The 19,016-nt window shown below is 41.3% G+C and carries 17 protein-coding genes and 3 tRNA genes; 10 read left to right on the forward strand and 10 right to left on the reverse strand.

Translation table 11 applies throughout. The annotated features are described in order from the left end of the window. Positions 1–149: 149 nt before the first annotated feature. Genes ACH8JV_RS04175 through ACH8JV_RS04200 form a run of 6 tightly spaced genes read left to right on the forward strand, consistent with a single transcriptional unit; the run spans position 150 to position 6,394 of the window. Positions 150–2,999, forward strand: a complete 2,850-nt coding sequence (locus ACH8JV_RS04175) for a monovalent cation/H+ antiporter subunit A (RefSeq protein WP_396519869.1) — start codon at positions 150–152, stop codon at positions 2,997–2,999. Then, a complete protein-coding gene (locus tag ACH8JV_RS04180) occupies positions 2,996–3,364 on the forward strand; it encodes a Na+/H+ antiporter subunit C (protein ID WP_000624229.1) in 369 nt (122 codons plus the stop codon). Before ACH8JV_RS04175 ends, ACH8JV_RS04180 begins: the two co-directional genes overlap by 4 nt. After that, positions 3,364–5,175, forward strand: coding sequence for a monovalent cation/H+ antiporter subunit D (locus ACH8JV_RS04185; protein WP_396519871.1), 1,812 nt, complete (start codon positions 3,364–3,366; stop codon positions 5,173–5,175). The genes ACH8JV_RS04180 and ACH8JV_RS04185 overlap by 1 nt, the downstream gene beginning before the upstream one ends. A 2-nt stretch (positions 5,176–5,177) precedes the next feature. Then, positions 5,178–5,705, forward strand: coding sequence for a Na+/H+ antiporter subunit E (locus tag ACH8JV_RS04190; protein WP_311070250.1), 528 nt, complete (start codon positions 5,178–5,180; stop codon positions 5,703–5,705). After that, positions 5,702–5,977, forward strand: a complete 276-nt coding sequence (locus ACH8JV_RS04195; protein WP_002053531.1) for a monovalent cation/H+ antiporter subunit F — start codon at positions 5,702–5,704, stop codon at positions 5,975–5,977. The genes ACH8JV_RS04190 and ACH8JV_RS04195 overlap by 4 nt, the downstream gene beginning before the upstream one ends. Before the next feature lie 12 nt (positions 5,978–5,989). Beyond that, on the forward strand, positions 5,990–6,394 hold the full coding sequence (locus tag ACH8JV_RS04200; protein WP_343568488.1) for a Na+/H+ antiporter subunit G: 405 nt from the start codon (positions 5,990–5,992) through the stop codon (positions 6,392–6,394). A 56-nt stretch (positions 6,395–6,450) separates the two neighbouring features. Here the strand turns inward: ACH8JV_RS04200 and ACH8JV_RS04205 are convergent, their stop codons facing one another. From ACH8JV_RS04205 to tpiA, 9 genes are all read right to left on the reverse strand, one after another. After that, a complete protein-coding gene (locus ACH8JV_RS04205; protein ID WP_002157043.1) occupies positions 6,451–6,852 on the reverse strand; it encodes a ribosome-binding factor A in 402 nt (133 codons plus the stop codon). After that, positions 6,852–9,551: a translation initiation factor IF-2 gene (gene infB / locus ACH8JV_RS04210; RefSeq protein ID WP_396519873.1), complete on the reverse strand. Its 2,700-nt coding sequence runs from the start codon at positions 9,549–9,551 to the stop codon at positions 6,852–6,854. The genes ACH8JV_RS04205 and infB overlap by 1 nt, the downstream gene beginning before the upstream one ends. A 10-nt stretch (positions 9,552–9,561) precedes the next feature. Then, positions 9,562–11,046, reverse strand: a complete 1,485-nt coding sequence (nusA, locus tag ACH8JV_RS04215; protein ID WP_263612804.1) for a transcription termination factor NusA — start codon at positions 11,044–11,046, stop codon at positions 9,562–9,564. 37 nt (positions 11,047–11,083) lie between these two features. Further along, a complete protein-coding gene (rimP, locus tag ACH8JV_RS04220; protein WP_151283486.1) occupies positions 11,084–11,608 on the reverse strand; it encodes a ribosome maturation factor RimP in 525 nt (174 codons plus the stop codon). Between the two features lie 215 nt (positions 11,609–11,823). After that, positions 11,824–11,900, reverse strand: a tRNA-Met gene (locus tag ACH8JV_RS04225). 89 nt (positions 11,901–11,989) lie between these two features. Continuing rightward, positions 11,990–12,066 (reverse strand) — tRNA-Met (locus tag ACH8JV_RS04230). Between the two features lie 38 nt (positions 12,067–12,104). Beyond that, positions 12,105–12,189: transfer RNA gene (locus tag ACH8JV_RS04235), tRNA-Leu, on the reverse strand. Between the two features lie 56 nt (positions 12,190–12,245). After that, the gene (secG, locus tag ACH8JV_RS04240; RefSeq protein ID WP_057054585.1) at positions 12,246–12,575 is read right to left on the reverse strand and encodes a preprotein translocase subunit SecG; all 330 of its coding nucleotides are present in this window, start codon (positions 12,573–12,575) and stop codon (positions 12,246–12,248) included. 12 nt (positions 12,576–12,587) lie between these two features. Next, on the reverse strand, positions 12,588–13,382 hold the full coding sequence (gene tpiA, locus ACH8JV_RS04245; RefSeq protein ID WP_263612803.1) for a triose-phosphate isomerase: 795 nt from the start codon (positions 13,380–13,382) through the stop codon (positions 12,588–12,590). A gap of 289 nt (positions 13,383–13,671) precedes the next feature. On the opposite strand from tpiA, the gene pilB reads away from it, so the two are divergent. Genes pilB through coaE form a run of 4 tightly spaced genes read left to right on the forward strand, consistent with a single transcriptional unit; the run spans position 13,672 to position 18,096 of the window. Then, positions 13,672–15,384: a type IV-A pilus assembly ATPase PilB gene (gene pilB / locus ACH8JV_RS04250; RefSeq protein ID WP_396519876.1), complete on the forward strand. Its 1,713-nt coding sequence runs from the start codon at positions 13,672–13,674 to the stop codon at positions 15,382–15,384. 27 nt (positions 15,385–15,411) lie between these two features. Further along, positions 15,412–16,638, forward strand: coding sequence for a type II secretion system F family protein (locus tag ACH8JV_RS04255; RefSeq protein WP_396519878.1), 1,227 nt, complete (start codon positions 15,412–15,414; stop codon positions 16,636–16,638). After that, a complete protein-coding gene (locus ACH8JV_RS04260) occupies positions 16,638–17,498 on the forward strand; it encodes a prepilin peptidase (RefSeq protein ID WP_396519880.1) in 861 nt (286 codons plus the stop codon). The genes ACH8JV_RS04255 and ACH8JV_RS04260 overlap by 1 nt, the downstream gene beginning before the upstream one ends. 1 nt (position 17,499) lies before the next feature. Next, positions 17,500–18,096, forward strand: a complete 597-nt coding sequence (gene coaE, locus ACH8JV_RS04265) for a dephospho-CoA kinase (protein WP_396519882.1) — start codon at positions 17,500–17,502, stop codon at positions 18,094–18,096. On the opposite strand, the gene ACH8JV_RS04270 is transcribed toward coaE, so the two are convergent. Continuing rightward, entirely contained in the window at positions 18,093–19,007 is a 915-nt protein-coding gene (locus tag ACH8JV_RS04270) for a DMT family transporter (protein ID WP_396519884.1), read from the reverse strand. The two genes, coaE and ACH8JV_RS04270, sit on opposite strands and share 4 nt — an antisense overlap. Between the last annotated feature and the right edge of the window lie 9 nt (positions 19,008–19,016).

The following is a 19,016-nucleotide window of genomic DNA, read 5'->3' on the forward strand; positions in this document are numbered from 1 at the left end:
TTATTATTCAAGTTGCGCAATACAACTTGTTTCTCGCTTTATTTTTCTAATTTGGTCGGGTTTTCAGAATATAAGCTTTGGAAATCTCTTTGAATTCCTATCTATTCTGAAATTAAAATTTCACCTTTAGGCTTCGGTCTAAATTATATATGGATACGAGTGTGCTACCGATAATTATCTTATTACCGTTAATATTAGGCACCACCCTTGTTTCATTGCTTCAACGGTTTTCACGTGGAGTAACGGCTTTAGGGGCGATCGGAGTCAGTTTAACCAGTTTTGGTTTATTACTGACTCAGGCTAAAACTGTGCTTGGTGGTGCAAGCATTCAACAAAGTTGGGATTGGTTACCGCAATTAGGAATTAATCTAAGCTTTAGACTTGATGCCCTTGGTTTATTATTTTCTCTTCTTATTACCGGTATCGGTACACTCATTTATATTTATGCCTATTATTATCTAGGCCCTAAAAATTCATTAAGTAAACTCTATTTATTACTCATGCTGTTTATGGCAGCAATGCTGGGTATTTCCCTTTCTAACAATTTAATTATTTTATTAGTGTTTTGGGAACTTACCAGTATTTCATCATTTTTACTGGTGGGTTACTGGAGTCATTACGAAGCTGCTCAACGTGGCTCGCGTATGGCACTTACCATTACAGGTATGGGTGGACTCGCCATGCTAGGTGGATTTGTCTTATTAGGACAAATCACAGGAACCTACGAAATTAATGATATTGTCGGAATGAAAGACCTTATTCAAAGTCATCATCTTTTCGTTCCGATGCTTTTGCTTATTTTACTCGGTGCTTTTACTAAAAGTGCTCAGTTCCCTTTCCATTTTTGGTTACCCAATGCAATGGCAGCACCCACTCCGGTGTCGGCTTATTTGCACTCTGCAACCATGGTTAAGGCAGGTATTTTCTTATTAGCACGTCTTCTACCTATCTTTATTGGTGCCGCGCTTTATCACAACATTGTCACGTTCGTCGGCCTATTGACACTCTGTATGGCTGCATGCTTTGCCATCTTTAAAGAAGATTTAAAAGGGTTATTGGCTTACTCCACTATTAGTCATTTAGGTCTTATTGTCTGCTTATTAGGTATTGGTTCACCTTTAGCGGTTGCTGCGGCAATTTTCCATATTATTAACCATGCTACCTTTAAAGCTGCCCTGTTTATGATTGCAGGGATTATTGACCATGAAACAGGTACACGTGATCTTAGAAAATTAAGTGGTGTTTGGCAGCTGTTACCATTTACCGCAACGCTCACCATGATTACCGCGGCATCAATGGCAGGTGTTCCACTGACCAATGGCTTTATTTCTAAAGAAATGTTCTTTACCGAACTGTTGGCGAACCTTTCAGGATCGGCTGTTATTTTTGCAAGTATTATTGCAACGCTTGCCGGTATTTTTGCAGTCAGTTATTCAATTCGTTTAGTGCACGGCGTATTTTTTGATGGTCCATTGGGTAAACAAGTACCAAATAAAAATGCCCATGAACCACCGATTGGCATGCGAGCACCAGCCATATTACTTGCGACGTTATGTATTTTTGTTGGTATTTTCCCTGCCCTACTGGTTGAGCCTTTAGTTAATAGCGTGACACGTGCAAGTCTAATGCAACCTGATTTTGCAGGAACTCATCTTGCAATCTGGCATGGATTTAATGCTCCTCTTGTGATGAGTATTATTGCTTTGATTGGTGGCACGCTTTTCTATTTTGCTTTAGCAAAAGATGGCATGATTCGTAAAATCGACCTCGATCCACGACTTGGTCGTTTACAAGGTCGTGTTTTATTCGATTTGTTCTTAAAACATTTGCTATTAACTAGTCGTAAAATCAAACAAAAAACTGAGAATGGTTCACTACAAAGTTACCTGTTCTTAATGATTGCTTTTAGCATCATTCTGGTCACTTTGCCTTTACTCAATCAAGGCCTTACCACAGGTACACGCGAACTCACACATGCACCATGGATTGCAGTTGTTCTTTGGCTGACCTTATTCTCGGGTTGCTGGATGATGCTCTGGTTCCACCATGAGCGCATTAAAGCTGTACTCATTAGTGGTGCAATTGGTCTCGTGGTTACTATGGTATTTGTTACTATGTCAGCACCTGACCTAGCACTCACCCAAATTACGGTAGATGTGGTTACGACTGTACTTTTGTTGATGAGTTTATCTTTATTACCACAGCTTACGCCTTATGAGTCTACTCGCTCTAGACGTTTGAGAGATGCATTTTTAGCAATCATTGGTGGCTTAGGTATTGGCTGGATTACGTGGCTCATTTTAACGCGTGACCATAATTCGATTTCATGGTTCTTTGCTCAGCAATCTTTACCACTTGGCGGCGGCTCTAACATTGTAAATGTCATTTTAGTTGACTTCCGTGGTTTCGATACCTTTGGTGAAATTACCGTACTAGGGATTGCTGCGATTGGCGCGCTCTGTCTTATGGATGGCATGCGCGTACACGGCACCACCATGACACAAGGCCTCACCTATCGCTTTAACCCATCTCCGCTCATGTTCCGCATTACAGCCTCTTGGGTGTTACCTTTAGCGCTGGTGGTAAGTGTCTATATCTTTATGCGTGGACATAACTACCCTGGCGGTGGTTTTATTGCAGGTTTAATTACCTCAATGGCACTGATTATTCAATACATTGCTTTAGGTCAAGACCAAGCAGAACAAATGTTAAAAGCACAATCGGGTCGTCTTTATGAGGTCTGGATTGGTTCCGGTTTAACAATTGCAGGTTTAACAGGTATTGCTGCATGGTTCTGGGCACGTCCATTCTTAACCAGTGCGCACGTCTATGTTGAGTTACCAGTTTTAGGAAAACTACATCTGGCTTCAGCAGCAAGCTTTGATTTGGGTGTGTATATCACAGTGGTAGGTGCCACTATGCTACTCATTTCTGTATTAGGGGACTCTCGCCATTCGAGTATGTCTGGTCCTGTACCTCATGGGGAGAAATCATCATGATCAGTTTAGAATTCTTACTGGCCTCTGCCATTGGGCTACTTGTTGCGACAGGCATCTATCTCATTTTACGTGCACGTACCTTCCCTGTGGTATTGGGATTAGCCGTACTCGGTTATGCAGTTAACCTATTTTTGTTTGCGATGGGTCGCTTGCAAGTGAGCTCACCAGCAATCCTGACTGAAACCACCAATATTACAGATCCACTTCCACAAGCACTTGTTTTAACTGCAATCGTTATCGGTTTTGCGACCACAGCGTTTATTGTACAACTGGCTTTACGCAGCCGTTATGAATCAGGTAGTGACCACGTTGATGCTAAAGAAGATATTTCTCCAACATACGACCCACGTGAGGATGAGCCGTGATGTTTGATTTTTTATCTTTTTGGCAAGCTAATACACCAATTTTCAGTATCCTCATCCCGGCATTCACTGGTTTTATCTTATTGCTTTTAGGTAACCCTGGCGCCGGTGCATTAAAAGAAGATTGGCGACAACCTTGGCGTCGTGGCATTAGCCTCGTCTCAGCAATTGCTGGTTTAATCACTGCGATTAGTTATCTAATCGTTGCAAATACTGGTCAAATCACGGTTTACCAGTTAAGCGAGTGGTCAGCACCGTTTGGTATTGTGCTGGTACTCGACCGACTTTCTGCATTTATGCTGGTTTTAACCTATGCATTAGCAGTTCCAGTTTTATGGTATGCCAGTGAAAACTGGGATACCAGAGGTCGCTATTTCCACGCCATATTCCATTTTCTTTTAATGGGATTATGCGGAGCATTTCTGACAGGCGACTTATTCAACCTATTTGTTTTCTTTGAAATCTTGCTCATGGCGTCGTATGTCTTGTTGCTACATGGACAAGGCAAACCGCGTTTTCAGCTTGGCGTACACTATGTCATTATCAACCTTTTAGCCTCTGCTCTATTCTTAATTGGCCTTGGTATGATTTATGGCAGTGTAGGCAGTCTAAATATGACTGACGTTTCACGCCTTTTACCAACTTTAGATGCAGACCAGCATAAATTAGCAGTCGCTGGCGCCTTACTCTTATTTGTCGTGTTTGGTATTAAAGCGGCCATGCTACCAGTTGGTTTTTGGCTACCAAAAACTTATGCGGTTGCAAGTACACCTGTCGCAGCGATTTTTACCATTATGACCAAAGTAGGCATCTATGCCATTTTGCGTGTAAATGGAACGGTATTTAACGATGTACTTAGCCAAGAAATCTTTAAAAGTTGGTTACTTCCAATTGGCTTAATTACGTCTCTATACGGTGTGATTGGAGCAATCGGTGCAGATCGCCTTAGACGTTTTGTTGGTTTTATGGTGCTGTCTTCGATTGGCACATTATTGACTGCCATTGCTATGTCAAATACACAAGCGTGGTCAGGAGCACTATTCTATTTAGTTCACAGTACACTGATTGGTGCAGCATTTTACTTGTTCTGTGGCTGGATGACGTCACAGCGTGGTGATTTTAAAGACCATTTAAAAATTGCGCCAAGAATTAAGCAAGAAAAAGCAGCGATGCTGACTTATTTCTTAATTGCAATGATGCTCGCAGGTTTACCACCTTTTAGTGGCTTCTTTGGTAAAGTATTTATTTTACAAGCGACTGTTGAAACTGCATATCAAGGCTGGGTCATTGGTATTGTGCTTGTGGTCAGTCTATTAAGCATTATTGCGTTAACACGAGTCGGATTTATTTTATTCTGGCGTGCTTCACCACCAGAGGAAGACCCAATCAATCCTGCGTATATTATTTATCGTGCTTTACCTGAACGAGCACCGCCACGTAATGATTCAGTGATTTATATTTTGCTTGCAGGTTTAGTGGCTTATGTCGTGTTTGCTTCACCTGTGTTGCACTACACCACAAGTACTGCTCAGCAAATTCAAAATCATGCCTTATATCAGCAATCTATTCTTAAGACTGATCAAAATGGTGAAGTCATTAGTGTCCAGCCTTATGACTCAACTTATTTACCTGAAACAAAATACGGTGGAGAAGTTGAAGATCATAATGCCTACCTCGTTCCGGACATTATTTCTAAAGACACATTCAACGGTGTACATATTTCTGAATATAAACATCGCCAAATTCAGCAGCAAGAAAAATTGCAAACACCAACCATTGCTGATGAAAGTCAACTGAAACCTATGGAGCCATAACAATGCAACTATCTAAATTGCTTGACCGCTGGTTCCCGCATCCATTTGTTTCTTTTTTAATTATCATCTTTTGGTTAATGCTCTCGCATAGTCTTGATGCGAGCGATCTACTTATGGCTGTAATTTTGGGGCTTGTGATTCCGCGATTGGTTCGACCTTTTATTACTAGAACACCGCACATTCATTGGCAACCAGCAGTAAAACTATGCTTTGTTGTACTGTGGGATATTATTGTTTCCAATTTTCGTGTTGCTAAGCTGGTGTTAGGGTCACCAAAAAAATTGCATCCAAAATGGTACCGTGTGCCTTTAGAAACAGAACATGAGCAAGTAAATTCTTTACTCGCAATGATTATTACCACAACACCGGGTACAGTCTCTGCTGGTATTGATCAAGAGCGTGGTGACATTTTGGTACACTCGCTCAGTACAGAAAATACTGAAAGTGATGTGCAAGACATCAAACAACGCTATGAGGCTCCACTCATGGAAATTTTTGATGTGAAAAGCAAATCGGAGGACAACACATGACCATCCTACCTTATGCACTTGGCATTAGCTTGATTGCCATCACGATCTCTATGTTGCTGTGTCTTTTTCGGATGGTAATGGGACCATCAATTGTAGACCGCCTTTTAGCACTCGATACTCTTTTTCTAAATGCAACTTGCCTGATTGTGGTATTAGGTATTTATTGGACCACCACCTCTTTATTTGAAGGGGCTTTATTGGTTGCCATGCTAGGGTTTGTTTCGACAGCTGCTTTGGCACGTTATTTCACCACTGGCCATGTGATCGATTAAAGGGAGGTCAAAATGCAATTTACAATGGAAATTATTGTTTCGATCTTTCTAGTTTTTGGCTCGTTCTTTATGTTGGTCGGTTCAATCGGAATGGTACGCCTACCCGATTTATTTATGCGACTCCATGCACCTACCAAGTCGAGCACATTAGGCTTAGGTAGCTTTTTAATTGCTTCAATGATCTTTTTTGCTTTCCAAGGTCGCTTTGGTTTTGCCGAATTACTTATTACACTTTTGGCTTTTATTACGGCACCTGTTTCAGCCAATTTAATTGCTCAAGCAGCGCTACATTTACGCTTACGCTCGCTGAGTGGTGAAGTTCCTGAAGCTATTGAACGCCCATTACCATGGGATCGTTACAAAATCGGACAGCGCTTTTCACAAAGCAAACCTCCAATGGAACCTCCTAAGGAATAAAAATTTGAACAAATAAAAAAGCCACCCAAAGGTGGCTTTTTTATTTTGAGTACGAATTACTCTTCGTCATCTGACTTACGTTCCGGTAAATCTTGTACCGCTTTTTCAATAAGACCAAACATATAGTTACCATATGCATTCGTCTTATCGTAATGGAAACGTAAGCGAGGTGTAATACGGGTTTTAATACGACGACTGAGTTCATGACGCAAGAAACCAGAAGCTTTATTCAATACATCTAAAGTTTCTTTATTCGCTGCTTCACTTTGTTCGTCACCGAGCTCACGCCCCATAACGGTAACGTAAACTTCAGCATATCCCATATCAGCACTGACTTTCACGGCTGAGATGGTCACTAGACCACCCAGACGCGGATCTTTTAACTCCTGACGGATTAGATCAGACAGCTCACGCTGTACTGAATCCGCCATTCGCTTTAAGCGTTGGCTACCCGCCATTAAAGACTCCGTTTAATCAATTGAACATCATATACTTCGATCTTATCTTGTACTTTGATGTCTTTATAACCTTTCACCGCAAGACCACATTCCATACCGGCACGAACTTCTTCAACCACATCTTTATAGCGGCGTAATGATTCAAGCTCACCTTGGAACACAACCACGTCATCACGTAATACGCGAATCGGTTTATTACGATGTAATGTACCTTCAAGTACCATACAGCCTGCTGCTGCACCAAACTTACTTGAGTGGAATACTTCACGTACTTCAGCAACACCCAAGATAGTTTCACGATGTTCAGGAGCAAGTTTACCGCTCATGGCATCTTTCACATCATCAATCAATTCATAGATGATGCTGTAGTAACGAATGTCGATACCGTCTTGGTCACTTCTCTGACGAGCAGCTGTATCAGCACGAACGTTGAAGCCTAACAATACAGCTTCTGAAGATTCCGCAAGAATCACATCAGACTCTGTAATCGCACCAACACCCGAACTAATTACACGAACTTTTACTTCATCAGTAGAGAGTTCATATAAAGCAGCATTCAATGCTTCTAGAGTACCACGTACGTCTGTTCTTAAAACAACGTTCACTGTAGGAACATCTTTTTTGCCCATTGACGACATGATATTTTCAAGGCGCATCGCGCTTTGACGTTCAATACGTTTTTGACGTTCACGGTCAGCACGAGCATCGGCAACTTCACGTGCTTTCTTCTCGTCATTTACAACAAGAACTTCATCACCTGCCATTGGAGCATCTGGAAGACCCAGAATTTCTACTGGAATAGATGGTCCTGCTGATTTAATCGGCTTACCGTTTTCATCAGACATTGCACGGACACGACCATAAGATGAACCTGCAAGAACAAGATCGCCAATATTTAATGTACCGTTTTGAACAAGAATAGAAGTTACTGCACCACGGCCTTTATCAACACGCGCTTCAATAACAACACCTTGCGCAGCACCTTCAGCAGATGCTTTTAATTCCATCAATTCTGATTGAATAAGAATTAAATCAAGGAGTTCATCAATACCCTGTCCAGTATGTGCAGAAACTTTAGCAATCGGAACATCACCACCCCATTCTTCTGGAACGATTTGTTTCGTTGTTAATTCATTTAACACACGGTCTGGATCAGCAGATTCTTTATCCATTTTGTTGATTGCAACAATAATTGGAGTACCTGCTGCACGAGCATGGTCAATTGCTTCTGCAGTTTGTGGCATCACACCATCATCTGCTGCAACAACTAATACCACGATATCTGTTGCTTTAGCACCACGTGCACGCATTGAAGTAAACGCAGCATGTCCCGGTGTATCAAGGAATGTAATAATTCCTTTGTCTGTTTCAACGTGATACGCACCAATATGCTGTGTAATACCGCCTGCTTCACCAGCCGCCACTTTCGAACGACGGATACGGTCAAGCAATGATGTTTTACCATGGTCAACGTGACCCATAATCGTAACAACTGGTGGACGAGTTGTTTGCTCACCACGTGCTTCTTCAGCCGCTTCAAGCAAGTTATCTTCCGCTTGTGTATCAGAAACTAGAACAGGATTGTGTCCCATTTCTTCTACAACAAGTGCCGCTGTATCTTGGTCAATAGCTTGATCTTGGTTAACCAACTCACCCATTTTCATAAGTGTTTTGATAACTTCACGTACTTTAATCGCCATTTTTTGAGCAAGATCGGCAACAACAATACTTGAACCGATTTCTACATCATAGACTTGCTTTTTAACTGGCTTTTCAAATCCATGCTTATTTGCTTGGCTTGATTTTAAACCACGTTTGTTATGGTTAACGAAGCTTTGCTCTTCTTGACCACGACGGCCGCCTTTCTTACCAGCACGCGGGTTAGTAGTTGCGCCACCGCGTTTAATTTCACGGTCTTCTTGCTTGAATGAATCTTCATAAGCTTGGCCAACAAGACCTGAAGCAAGTGGAGAATCATCAATTACACGAATTGTGGTAGTCGCATCGTCATTTGAATATTTAGATGCCATTTTGCGCATTTGTTCAAGCGTACGTTGCTGAGCTTCTTCAGCCGCTTTACGACGTGCAGCTTCTTCAGTTGCTTTTAATTGAGCTGTTTGAGCTTCACGCGCTTTCTTTTGCTCTAATGTTTCTGCTGGTTTTGGTGCAGGTTTTACTGTACCACCACCACGTTTTTTCACTACAACAGCAGCTTTAGGAGCTGACTGTGCAGCGCTATCTTGTTGATGAGCAGCACGCATTGCATCTAAAGTTGCTTTTGCTTTTTGCTCTGTTTGAAGACGCGCTTTTTGCTCTGCAGTTTCACGCGCTTGTTGATCTGCACGTGCTTTAGCGTCTGCTTCTGCGCGCGCTTTAGCTTCTGCTGCAATTTGTTCTGGGTTTGGTTTAGCAAAAACCTGTTTTTTACGTACTTCTACGTTAATTGTTTTTGCTTTACCTGAAGTACTTGCAACTTTAGCGGTACTGGTTGTTTTACGTTTCAACGCAATTTTTCCTGTGTTACCACTTTCCTGACCATGCACTTTTTTCAAATGATTGACTAAAGTGTCCTGTTGTTCAGTGGTAATAATGTCGTCTGCTGTACGTTGAGGCAAACCTGCTTCGCGAGCCTGTTCTAGGAGCTTCTCAACAGGACGTCCTACACTGAGAGCTAACTCTTTAATCGACTTGTCCGTCATATTTCATCTCCTAGTTAAACCATGATTCGCGAGCTTTCATGATCAATTGACCAGCTTTTTCATGACCAAGACCTTCAATATCAGAGATATCGTCAGTAGCCTGATCTGCCAAATCATCAACGGTAATAATACCGCGAGCGGCAAGCGAGTAAGCGATCTCAGAAGTCATGCCTTCCATTGTGAGAAGGTCTGCGCTCGGTTCTTGAATATTTTCTTGCTGTTTCAAAGCATCAGTAAGAGCTGCTTCTTTTGCACGACTTTGCAATAACTCAACCAATTCAGCATCAAGCTCAATTTCGTCAAAAGTTTCAGCAGGAACATAAGCAATCTCTTCTAAAGAAGTGAAGCCCATTTCTACCAATGCCATTGCTAAATCTTCTTCAATATCTAAACGTGATACAAACATGTCGAGATATTGCTGAGCTTCATTTTGCTGACGAGCACGATACTCTTCTTCAAGCATCATGTCGAGTTTGTAGCCAGTTAAATCAGAAGCTAAACGAACGTTTTGACCTTGTGAGCCAATCGCACGAGCTAATTGATCGCTGGTTGCAAAAATAATATCGGCACTTCTTGCATCTTCATCAAGCACGATGCCTGAAACATCAGCTGGTTCTAATGCGCTAGCAATGTATTGAGCTGGATCATCAGACCAGACCACTACATCAATACGTTCACCGTTTAACTCTTGTTGTACGGCTTGAATACGCGTACCACGCATACCAATACATGCACCTACAGGATCAATACGGTGATCATTTGTTTTCACTGCAATTTTAGCACGAACACCCGGTTGGCGTGCTGCTGCTTTAATTTCAATAATTTCTTCAGAAATTTCAGGAATTTCTTTTTTCATCAAAGCAATTAACATTTCAGGCTTAGCGCGTGATAACAACAACTGAGCGCCACGACCTTCACGGTTAACATTATATAAGATAGCGTTTACACGTTGCTTTGGACGAAGGATTTCTTTAGGAATCATTTCTTCGCGAGCAAGATAAGCTTCTGCGTTATCACCCAAGTCAATGATAAAGCCATCTTTGGTTTGTTTTTTCACTTCACCGTAGATCAACTCACCCACTTTAGATTCGTATGCATCAGCAACTAAAGCACGCTCAGCTTCACGGATTTTTTGTACGATAACTTGTTTTGCAATTTGTGCAGCAATACGACCGAACTCAATAGATTCTACTTCGAGTTCACGCACGTCACCAATTGACCATTTAGATGGATCAACGTCAGAAATCGCATCTTGGCAAGCTGGCATTTCATGATCTTCATCTGCCACTACAGTCCATTGACGGAACGTACGGTAATCACCAGTTTTACGATCAATCTCTACACGAAGCTGAGCTTCTTCAGCATGCGTACCTTCGTAAAATCTTTTTTTCGTTGCAGCAACTAAAGCTTGTTCTAAAGCCTCGAAGATCGCTTCACGACTAACACCTTTTTCATTACTAACCGTTTCTACAACGGTAAGAATTTCGCGGCCCATAAGTCACCTACCGATTTCTTATATAATTTAAATAAATTTAATCTTGATAGATCAAGTTTGCTTTATCGATATTGTTGCTGTCGATATCAAGCACATGCTTTCCTTCAACTTCAACCTGAATCTCTTCATTTTCAAGGTCTACAGCAAGGAGTTTTGCTTGAAATTTACGGCGATTTTCTACTGCTGCAATTAAACGCAAAGCAACTTGTTGCCCAATGTAACTTTGCAATTGTTCGAGTTGAAAAAATGGGCGATCCCAACCTGGTGAAGAAACTTCTAAAGAATACTCACCTGAAATCGGATCATGAACATCCAACATCGCGCCGACTTGTTGTGTAACTCGTACACAATCTTGTACGCCAATACCACGACCTTGTTCTACTTCACCATCTTCATTAATCACTGGTTCAGCATTTTCATCAACCGGTCTATCGATATAAATACGCAATAATGAACGTTTACCTTGTGGAAGGAATTCAATTCCCCACAGGTCAACACCACATGCCTGCACTGCTGGAGCAATCATGTCATACAATGCTTGGGATTTATTTGATAATTTCATTTACTCTCGTCATTCTCGTGCGATTCAATCGGTTGTTTTAACCGACACAGACCTACTATAGTGAAGCATGACTATTTGACCAATTGATGTCGACACTACACGATAGCGATACGATAACCAATAAAAAAGGGCGTTAATCGCCCCTATGTAGCACAGAAAACAATAGTCCACTGTGCAAAAAGGCCCACCTGTCTGTGAGCCTCTTTTAAGAAACTTGGTAGCGGGAGCTGGATTTGAACCAACGACCTTCGGGTTATGAGCCCGACGAGCTACCAGACTGCTCCATCCCGCATCAACGTGCAAAAATTATATACAAATATCGAAAAAAGTCAATGTAAACTTATCCAATATTCGCTTGATTAAGTTGCACCTTAATCAAATTGGTAGCGGGAGCTGGATTTGAACCAACGACCTTCGGGTTATGAGCCCGACGAGCTACCAGACTGCTCCATCCCGCATCAATAAACTGCTTGCACTCAACTTTCTGGTTCAAAGTTGGTGCGGAAGGGGGGACTTGAACCCCCACGCCCGAAGGCACTACCACCTCAAGGTAGCGTGTCTACCAATTCCACCACCACCGCAGCTTGTGGGACGCATTCTAGTCCTTCCAACTGCAAAAGGAAAGCCCTATTTCGAATTATTGACCCGTTTTTGGTGCATTTGGTGAAGTTTCAGGCGATGTTGTTTGAGCTGGTGCTGTTGTTTGTACAGTTTTCAGGCTATATGCTTCCGTCGTCTGTTTTTTCGCAAAAACAGCGAGAGTTAAACTCGTTACAAAGAACAATGCAGTTAAAATAGCAGTCAGGCGTGTAAGGAAGTTACCCGAACCCGATGCACCAAATACAGTTGCTGCACCGCCACCACCAAAAGAAGCACCAGCATCTGCGCCTTTACCATGTTGCACTAAAATCAATGCAATCATCAGTACAGCTAAAATAATATGTACAACAAGTACAAAAGAGTGCATACCCTATCCTCGTTATTTGCTTTGCGCGAAGGCTTGTACAATTTGATAAAAAGATGCTGCATTTAATGAAGCACCGCCGACCAACGCCCCATTAATGTCTGGACATGCAGCCAATTCAACAGCATTTTCAGCTTTTACACTACCACCATATAAAATAGCAATATCTGAACCTGCTGAAGTAAGCTGACATAAGCCTTCACGAATTTTAGCGTGCATCGCTTGTGCATCTTGTGGAGAAGCTGTTTTACCTGTACCAATTGCCCAAATAGGTTCATAAGCAATCACGACTTGGTTTTGCCATTGTTCAGCAGTAACCACAGGTGCAATATCGCAAATTTGCTGTAAAACAACTTGCTCTGCATGGCCTTGCTCACGCTGTTCAAGACTTTCACCCACACAATAAATGACAGTCAAACCCGCATTTAATGCATTTTGGAGTTTCGCCTTCAAAATTTCAACGTTGTCGCCAAAAATATCACGGCGTTCAGAGTGCCCGACCAGTACGAAATTAATTTGACTATCTTTTAATAATTCTGCACTAACTTCACCAGTATAAGCACCTGTACCTGCAACACGCGATACATCCTGCGCAACTGTATATACTGTTCTTGCAGCATCCTGCAATTGCGCCTGTACTGTTGTAAGTGCAATAGAAACAGGGGCAACGCCCACATGGCAGCTTTCATCTGCAATTTGGTTTTGTTGCAATAATTGTTTAAATTCTTCTATAAGTTGGTTGGCGTTAGCACGCATTGGATTCATTTTCCAGTTGCCAACTACCCAAGGCGTAATCGTCGTACCCGACATACTGCTCACCTTTCATCAAAAATGCAGCACATTCTACACGCATTTATACAAATTTCAGATACTTTTCTTTAATGGGATTACTTATATCTTTTCTACTCTTTGAAATTAAAAAAACTTTATAAGGACTCAAACTTAAACATTTTAAAAATTAATCTATAAAAACTTCGACTGGTTCAAGCTTTAACAGTCTGAGTAGGACTAGAGCAACATTTTATAAGGTAGTAATTTTACATAACAAAAGTATAATTTTTCATATACCAATTATAAACACATTAGCATAGGCAGGCAGATGTCAGCATTACATACATCTCCAAAATTTACGGGGTTTTTTCGGCGTTTAGTCGAAGAAAAGCATGTGTCGGCAGCGACCATGCAAAATGCATTAGATGCAGCAAAGAGAGCTAAGCAGGATACAGTCGCATATTTAATTGAAGAGGTTCATCTCTCCCCTTCTTTATTGGCTGAAACAATTTCTGCTGAGTTTGCTGAACCATATTTTGATCTAGATGTTTATGACACATCTCAGATTCCTAAAGATCTGGTCGATCAAAAACTGATTTTAAAACATCGGATTTTGCCACTTATTCAAAGAGGGCAAATTTTATATGTCGCGACCAGTAATCCAAGCAATATTGAAGCGATTGATGCGATCCGTTTTAACAGCAAACTGATGGTTGAGCCTGTCATTGTCGAGCACCATAAACTCGAAAAAGTTTTAGGTCAACATTTTGCAGAAGAAAGCAGCTTTGACTTTAATGATGAAGAGTTTGATCTTGATGTCAGTCTTGATGGCCCTACCACTCAAGAGGATGAAGAAGAAACACCTCAAGGTGATGAAGCACCTATTGTTAAATATATTAATAAGTTGCTCATTGATGCCATTCGTATGGGTGCTTCTGATTTACATTTTGAACCGTATGAAAAGTCATATCGGGTACGTTATCGTGTTGATGGCGTGTTACGCCAAATTGCCAATCCGCCTTTACAACTTGCGAACCGTTTGGCATCACGTTTAAAAGTAATGTCTCAAATGGACATTTCCGAAAAACGTGTTCCACAAGATGGTCGTATCAAACTCAAACTATCAAAGACCAAAGCAATTGATTTCCGTGTGAACTCTCTTCCGACCTTATTTGGTGAAAAGTTAGTTCTTCGTATTCTTGACCCATCAAGTGCAATGCTGGGGATTGATGCATTAGGATACGAAGAAGAACAAAAAGCTTTATTTATGGAAGCTTTAGCTAAACCACAGGGCATGCTTTTAATTACTGGGCCAACAGGTTCTGGTAAAACTGTATCTTTATATACAGGTTTAAATATTTTAAATACTGAAAGTTCTAATATTTCTACTGCCGAAGATCCAGTGGAGATCAATCTTGAAGGTATTAATCAGGTTAACGTGAACCCAAAAGTAGGTCTCACTTTTGCTGCCGCGCTTAAATCTTTTCTACGTCAAGACCCTGACATTATTATGGTCGGTGAGATCCGTGACTTGGAAACAGCAGAAATCGCAATTAAAGCTGCACAAACAGGTCACATGGTGATGTCAACACTACATACCAACAGTGCTCCAGAAACGCTAACCCGTCTACGCAATATGGGGGTTCCCTCTTTCAATATTGCAACATCAGTAAACTTAGTTATTGCACAGCGTTTAGCGCGACGTCTTTGCTCTCAGTGCAAAATACCTGCTGATATTCCTAAACAAAGCTTATTAGAAATGGGTTTTACCGAACAAGATTTAGCACATCCAGACTTTCGCGTTTTTCAACCGGTAGGTTGTCCTGAATGTCGTGAAGGCTATAAAGGCCGTGTCGGTATTTATGAAGTAATGAAAGTTACACCTGAAATTTCCAAGATTATTATGGAAGATGGCAACGCTCTAGAAATCGCGGCTGCTTCTGAAAAACTGGGGTTTAATAATCTACGTCGTTCAGGCTTAAAAAAGGTAATGCAGGGTGTGACCTCTCTACAAGAAGTCAACCGTGTGACCAGTGAATAAGACATTATTTAAAATAAGGATAATCTAATGGCTATCAAAAAGGCACAAATGATGCCGACTTTTGCTTATGAAGGGGTTGACCGTAAGGGCATAAAAATTAAGGGGGAACTTCCAGCTAAAAATATGGCTTTAGCTAAAGTGACCTTACGCAAACAAGGGGTTACTGTTCGAACCATACGTGAGAAACGTAAAAATATTCTTGAAGGTTTGTTCAAGAAAAAAGTAACAACACTTGATATTACGATTTTTACTCGACAACTTGCGACCATGATGAAAGCTGGTGTACCACTGGTACAAGGCTTCGAAATTGTAGCTGAAGGTTTAGAAAACCCTGCCATGCGTGAGGTGGTACTTGGTATTAAAGGTGAAGTTGAAGGTGGTAGTACTTTTGCTTCAGCTTTAAGAAAGTATCCTCAATATTTTGATAATTTGTTTTGCTCACTTGTTGAGTCTGGCGAACAATCAGGTGCACTCGAAACGATGCTAGATCGCGTTGCAATTTACAAAGAAAAAAGTGAATTGTTAAAACAGAAAATCAAGAAAGCAATGAAATACCCGGCAACAGTTATTGTGGTAGCCATTGTGGTGACCATTATTTTGATGGTTAAAGTAGTACCCGTCTTCCAAGATCTATTTTCTTCTTTCGGAGCAGAATTACCAGCATTCACGCAAATGGTCGTGAATATGTCGAAATGGATGCAAGAATATTGGTTTATTATGATTATCGCGATTGGTGCAATTATTGCTGCCTTTCTGGAGGCAAAAAAACGCAGTAAAAAGTTCCGTGATGGTTTAGATAAACTAACGCTTAAATTACCTATTTTTGGGGATTTGGTTTATAAAGCAATTATTGCCCGTTATAGCCGGACACTTGCCACAACATTTGCAGCAGGTGTTCCGCTCATTGATGCACTTGAGTCAACTGCTGGTGCAACCAACAATGTCATCTATGAGCAAGCCGTTATGAAAATTCGTGAAGATGTCGCAACAGGTCAGCAACTTCAGTTTGCCATGCGTGTATCTAACCGTTTTCCTTCTATGGCTATACAAATGGTTGCAATTGGTGAAGAATCTGGGGCGCTAGACAGCATGCTCGATAAAGTGGCGACCTACTATGAAAATGAGGTTGATAATGCTGTTGATGGTTTAACTTCAATGATGGAACCTTTAATCATGGCGGTTTTAGGGGTATTGGTAGGCGGTCTAGTTGTTGCCATGTATCTTCCAATTTTCCAAATGGGCTCAGTTGTATAATGCAAGAAATCATTGCTTATTTTATTCAAAATTTAACTGCTCTTTATATTGCAGTTGCACTTGTGAGCCTATGTATCGGTAGCTTTCTTAATGTAGTGATTTACCGCACGCCAAGAATGATGGAGCAAGACTGGCAACAAGAATGTCAAATGCTCCTCAATCCAGAGCAACCGATTATTGATCATGAAAAACTGACTCTAAGCAAACCTGCTTCATCATGTCCCGCATGTCATCAACCGATTCGTTGGTATCAAAATATTCCTGTCATAAGCTGGCTTGTGTTAAGAGGAAAATGTGGACACTGTCAGCACCCGATCAGCATTCGCTATCCAGCGATTGAACTACTCACCATGCTATGTTCACTGGTGGTGGTTATGGTGTTTGGTCCAACCATACAAATGCTTTTTGGACTCGTCCTCACATGGGTACTGATAGCCCTTACCTTTATTGATTTCGATACACAATTATTGCCTGATCGCTTTACCCTACCTTTAGCTGCGCTCGGCTTAGGTATTAATACCTTTAATATTTATACCTCACCCAACTCAGCCATTTGGGGTTATCTCATTGGTTTCCTATGTCTTTGGATTGTCTATTACTTATTTAAAGTGATCACTGGCAAAGAAGGTATGGGCTACGGCGACTTTAAATTGCTTGCAGCATTAGGTGCATGGATGGGGCCATTGATGCTGCCGTTAATTGTGTTATTGTCATCATTACTTGGCGCAATCATTGGCATCATTTTATTAAAATTAAGAAATGACAATCAGCCTTTTGCGTTTGGGCCATATATTGCCATTGCAGGTTGGGTTGCCTTTTTATGGGGTGATCAGATTATGAAAATTTATTTGGGAGGTTAAGATGGCTTTTATTCTGGGAATCACAGGTGGTATAGGCAGTGGTAAATCAGCTGCAACACAATGGTTTGAATCCCAAGGAATCCAAGTCGTCGATGCCGATATTGTTGCTCGCGAAGTAGTTGAAAAGGGCCAACCTGCCCTTCAAAAAATTCAACAAACTTTTGGAGACTGGGTACTTCAACCCGATGGTAGTTTAGACCGTCGCGCCTTACGTGAATATATTTTCCAAAATCCAGAAGCGCGCCACACACTTGAACAAATTACCCATCCTGCAATCCGTCAATCTATTATTCAACAATTACAAAATCCTAAAAGTCCTTATGTGATTTTAGTTTCACCATTACTTTTTGAGACCAACCAGCATGAATTGGTTAATCACACTTTATTAGTTGATGCGAGTGAACAAACTCAAATTCAGCGTGCAAGCCAGCGAGATGGGCAAGACCAAGAACAAATTCAGAAAATTATTGCTGCACAAATGCCACGCGAGCGTAAACGCGAACTTGCTAATGACATTGTGTTTAATGACGGACTACTCGAGCATTTATATCAGCAATTAGAGCCTTTACATCAAAGCTATTTGAAACGTGCAAACTAATCTTGCTTATTTTGTTGCTTAATCTTTTGCGCCAAGCTATCTTGCCTAAACCAGCGCCAAGGTTGTAAGGCACCAATTCCCATTCCGACTAAGCCCACCACAATCGATGGGCTTAATGACTCGCCAAGTAAAGGTACAGCTAAAATGGCAGCAATAAACGGTGCCAAAGTCACAATACTTCCCGTTTTAAAAGCACCTAGTCGCTGAATCGCTGCCACATAAGTCAAAGTTGCGATAATAACGACAAATATACCGTGGAAAATGCCCTGTATCGCTAAATGAACAGGACTAACTTCCATGAAATGCTTAGGCAAAAATAAAACATAGATAGGCAAGTAAATGATTGCTGACCAAATTGCCACACTGGCCATAGAGTGCCAAGCAGACAATTTCCACTGTTTAAGTAATACAGTGAAAACACCCCACCAAATCGCACTAATAAAAAGAAGTAAATCCCCCACGCCAAAAGCAGAAGTATTACCTTGCAACATCAACATACTCATGAGAGCCAAGGCAGTGATCATAATCGCGAGGCTCACCCATGTATGCTTATCAAATGGTTGTCTAAATAAAATATAGGCAGCTATAGCTGTACAGATGGGGATACAACCATTTAAAAAAATGGCAGCATGCGCAGCAGGAGCATAGAGAAACGCGGTGTAGACGGTAAGACAATAAATGACTCCGCCAATCAATGCCAAAATAACCGCATGCTTACTCCATAAAAAAGCGAGATCTTTTTTATAAATTAAGATAGGCATCAAAATCAGGAAGGCTATAGCAAAGCGTAATGCGGCAATATCCCAAGCACTGATGTGCCACTGTGCATTTAAACGGGCAAAAAGCGTAAACCCGCCCCAAATGCACATGGTCACCAGTACAAAGAAATAACCTTGCTTACGGGGAGACATATTAAGACT

Origin of the sequence: Acinetobacter sp. ABJ_C5_2 (genome assembly GCF_044538485.1) — a bacterium.
Lineage (GTDB): Bacteria > Pseudomonadota > Gammaproteobacteria > Pseudomonadales > Moraxellaceae > Acinetobacter > Acinetobacter nosocomialis_A.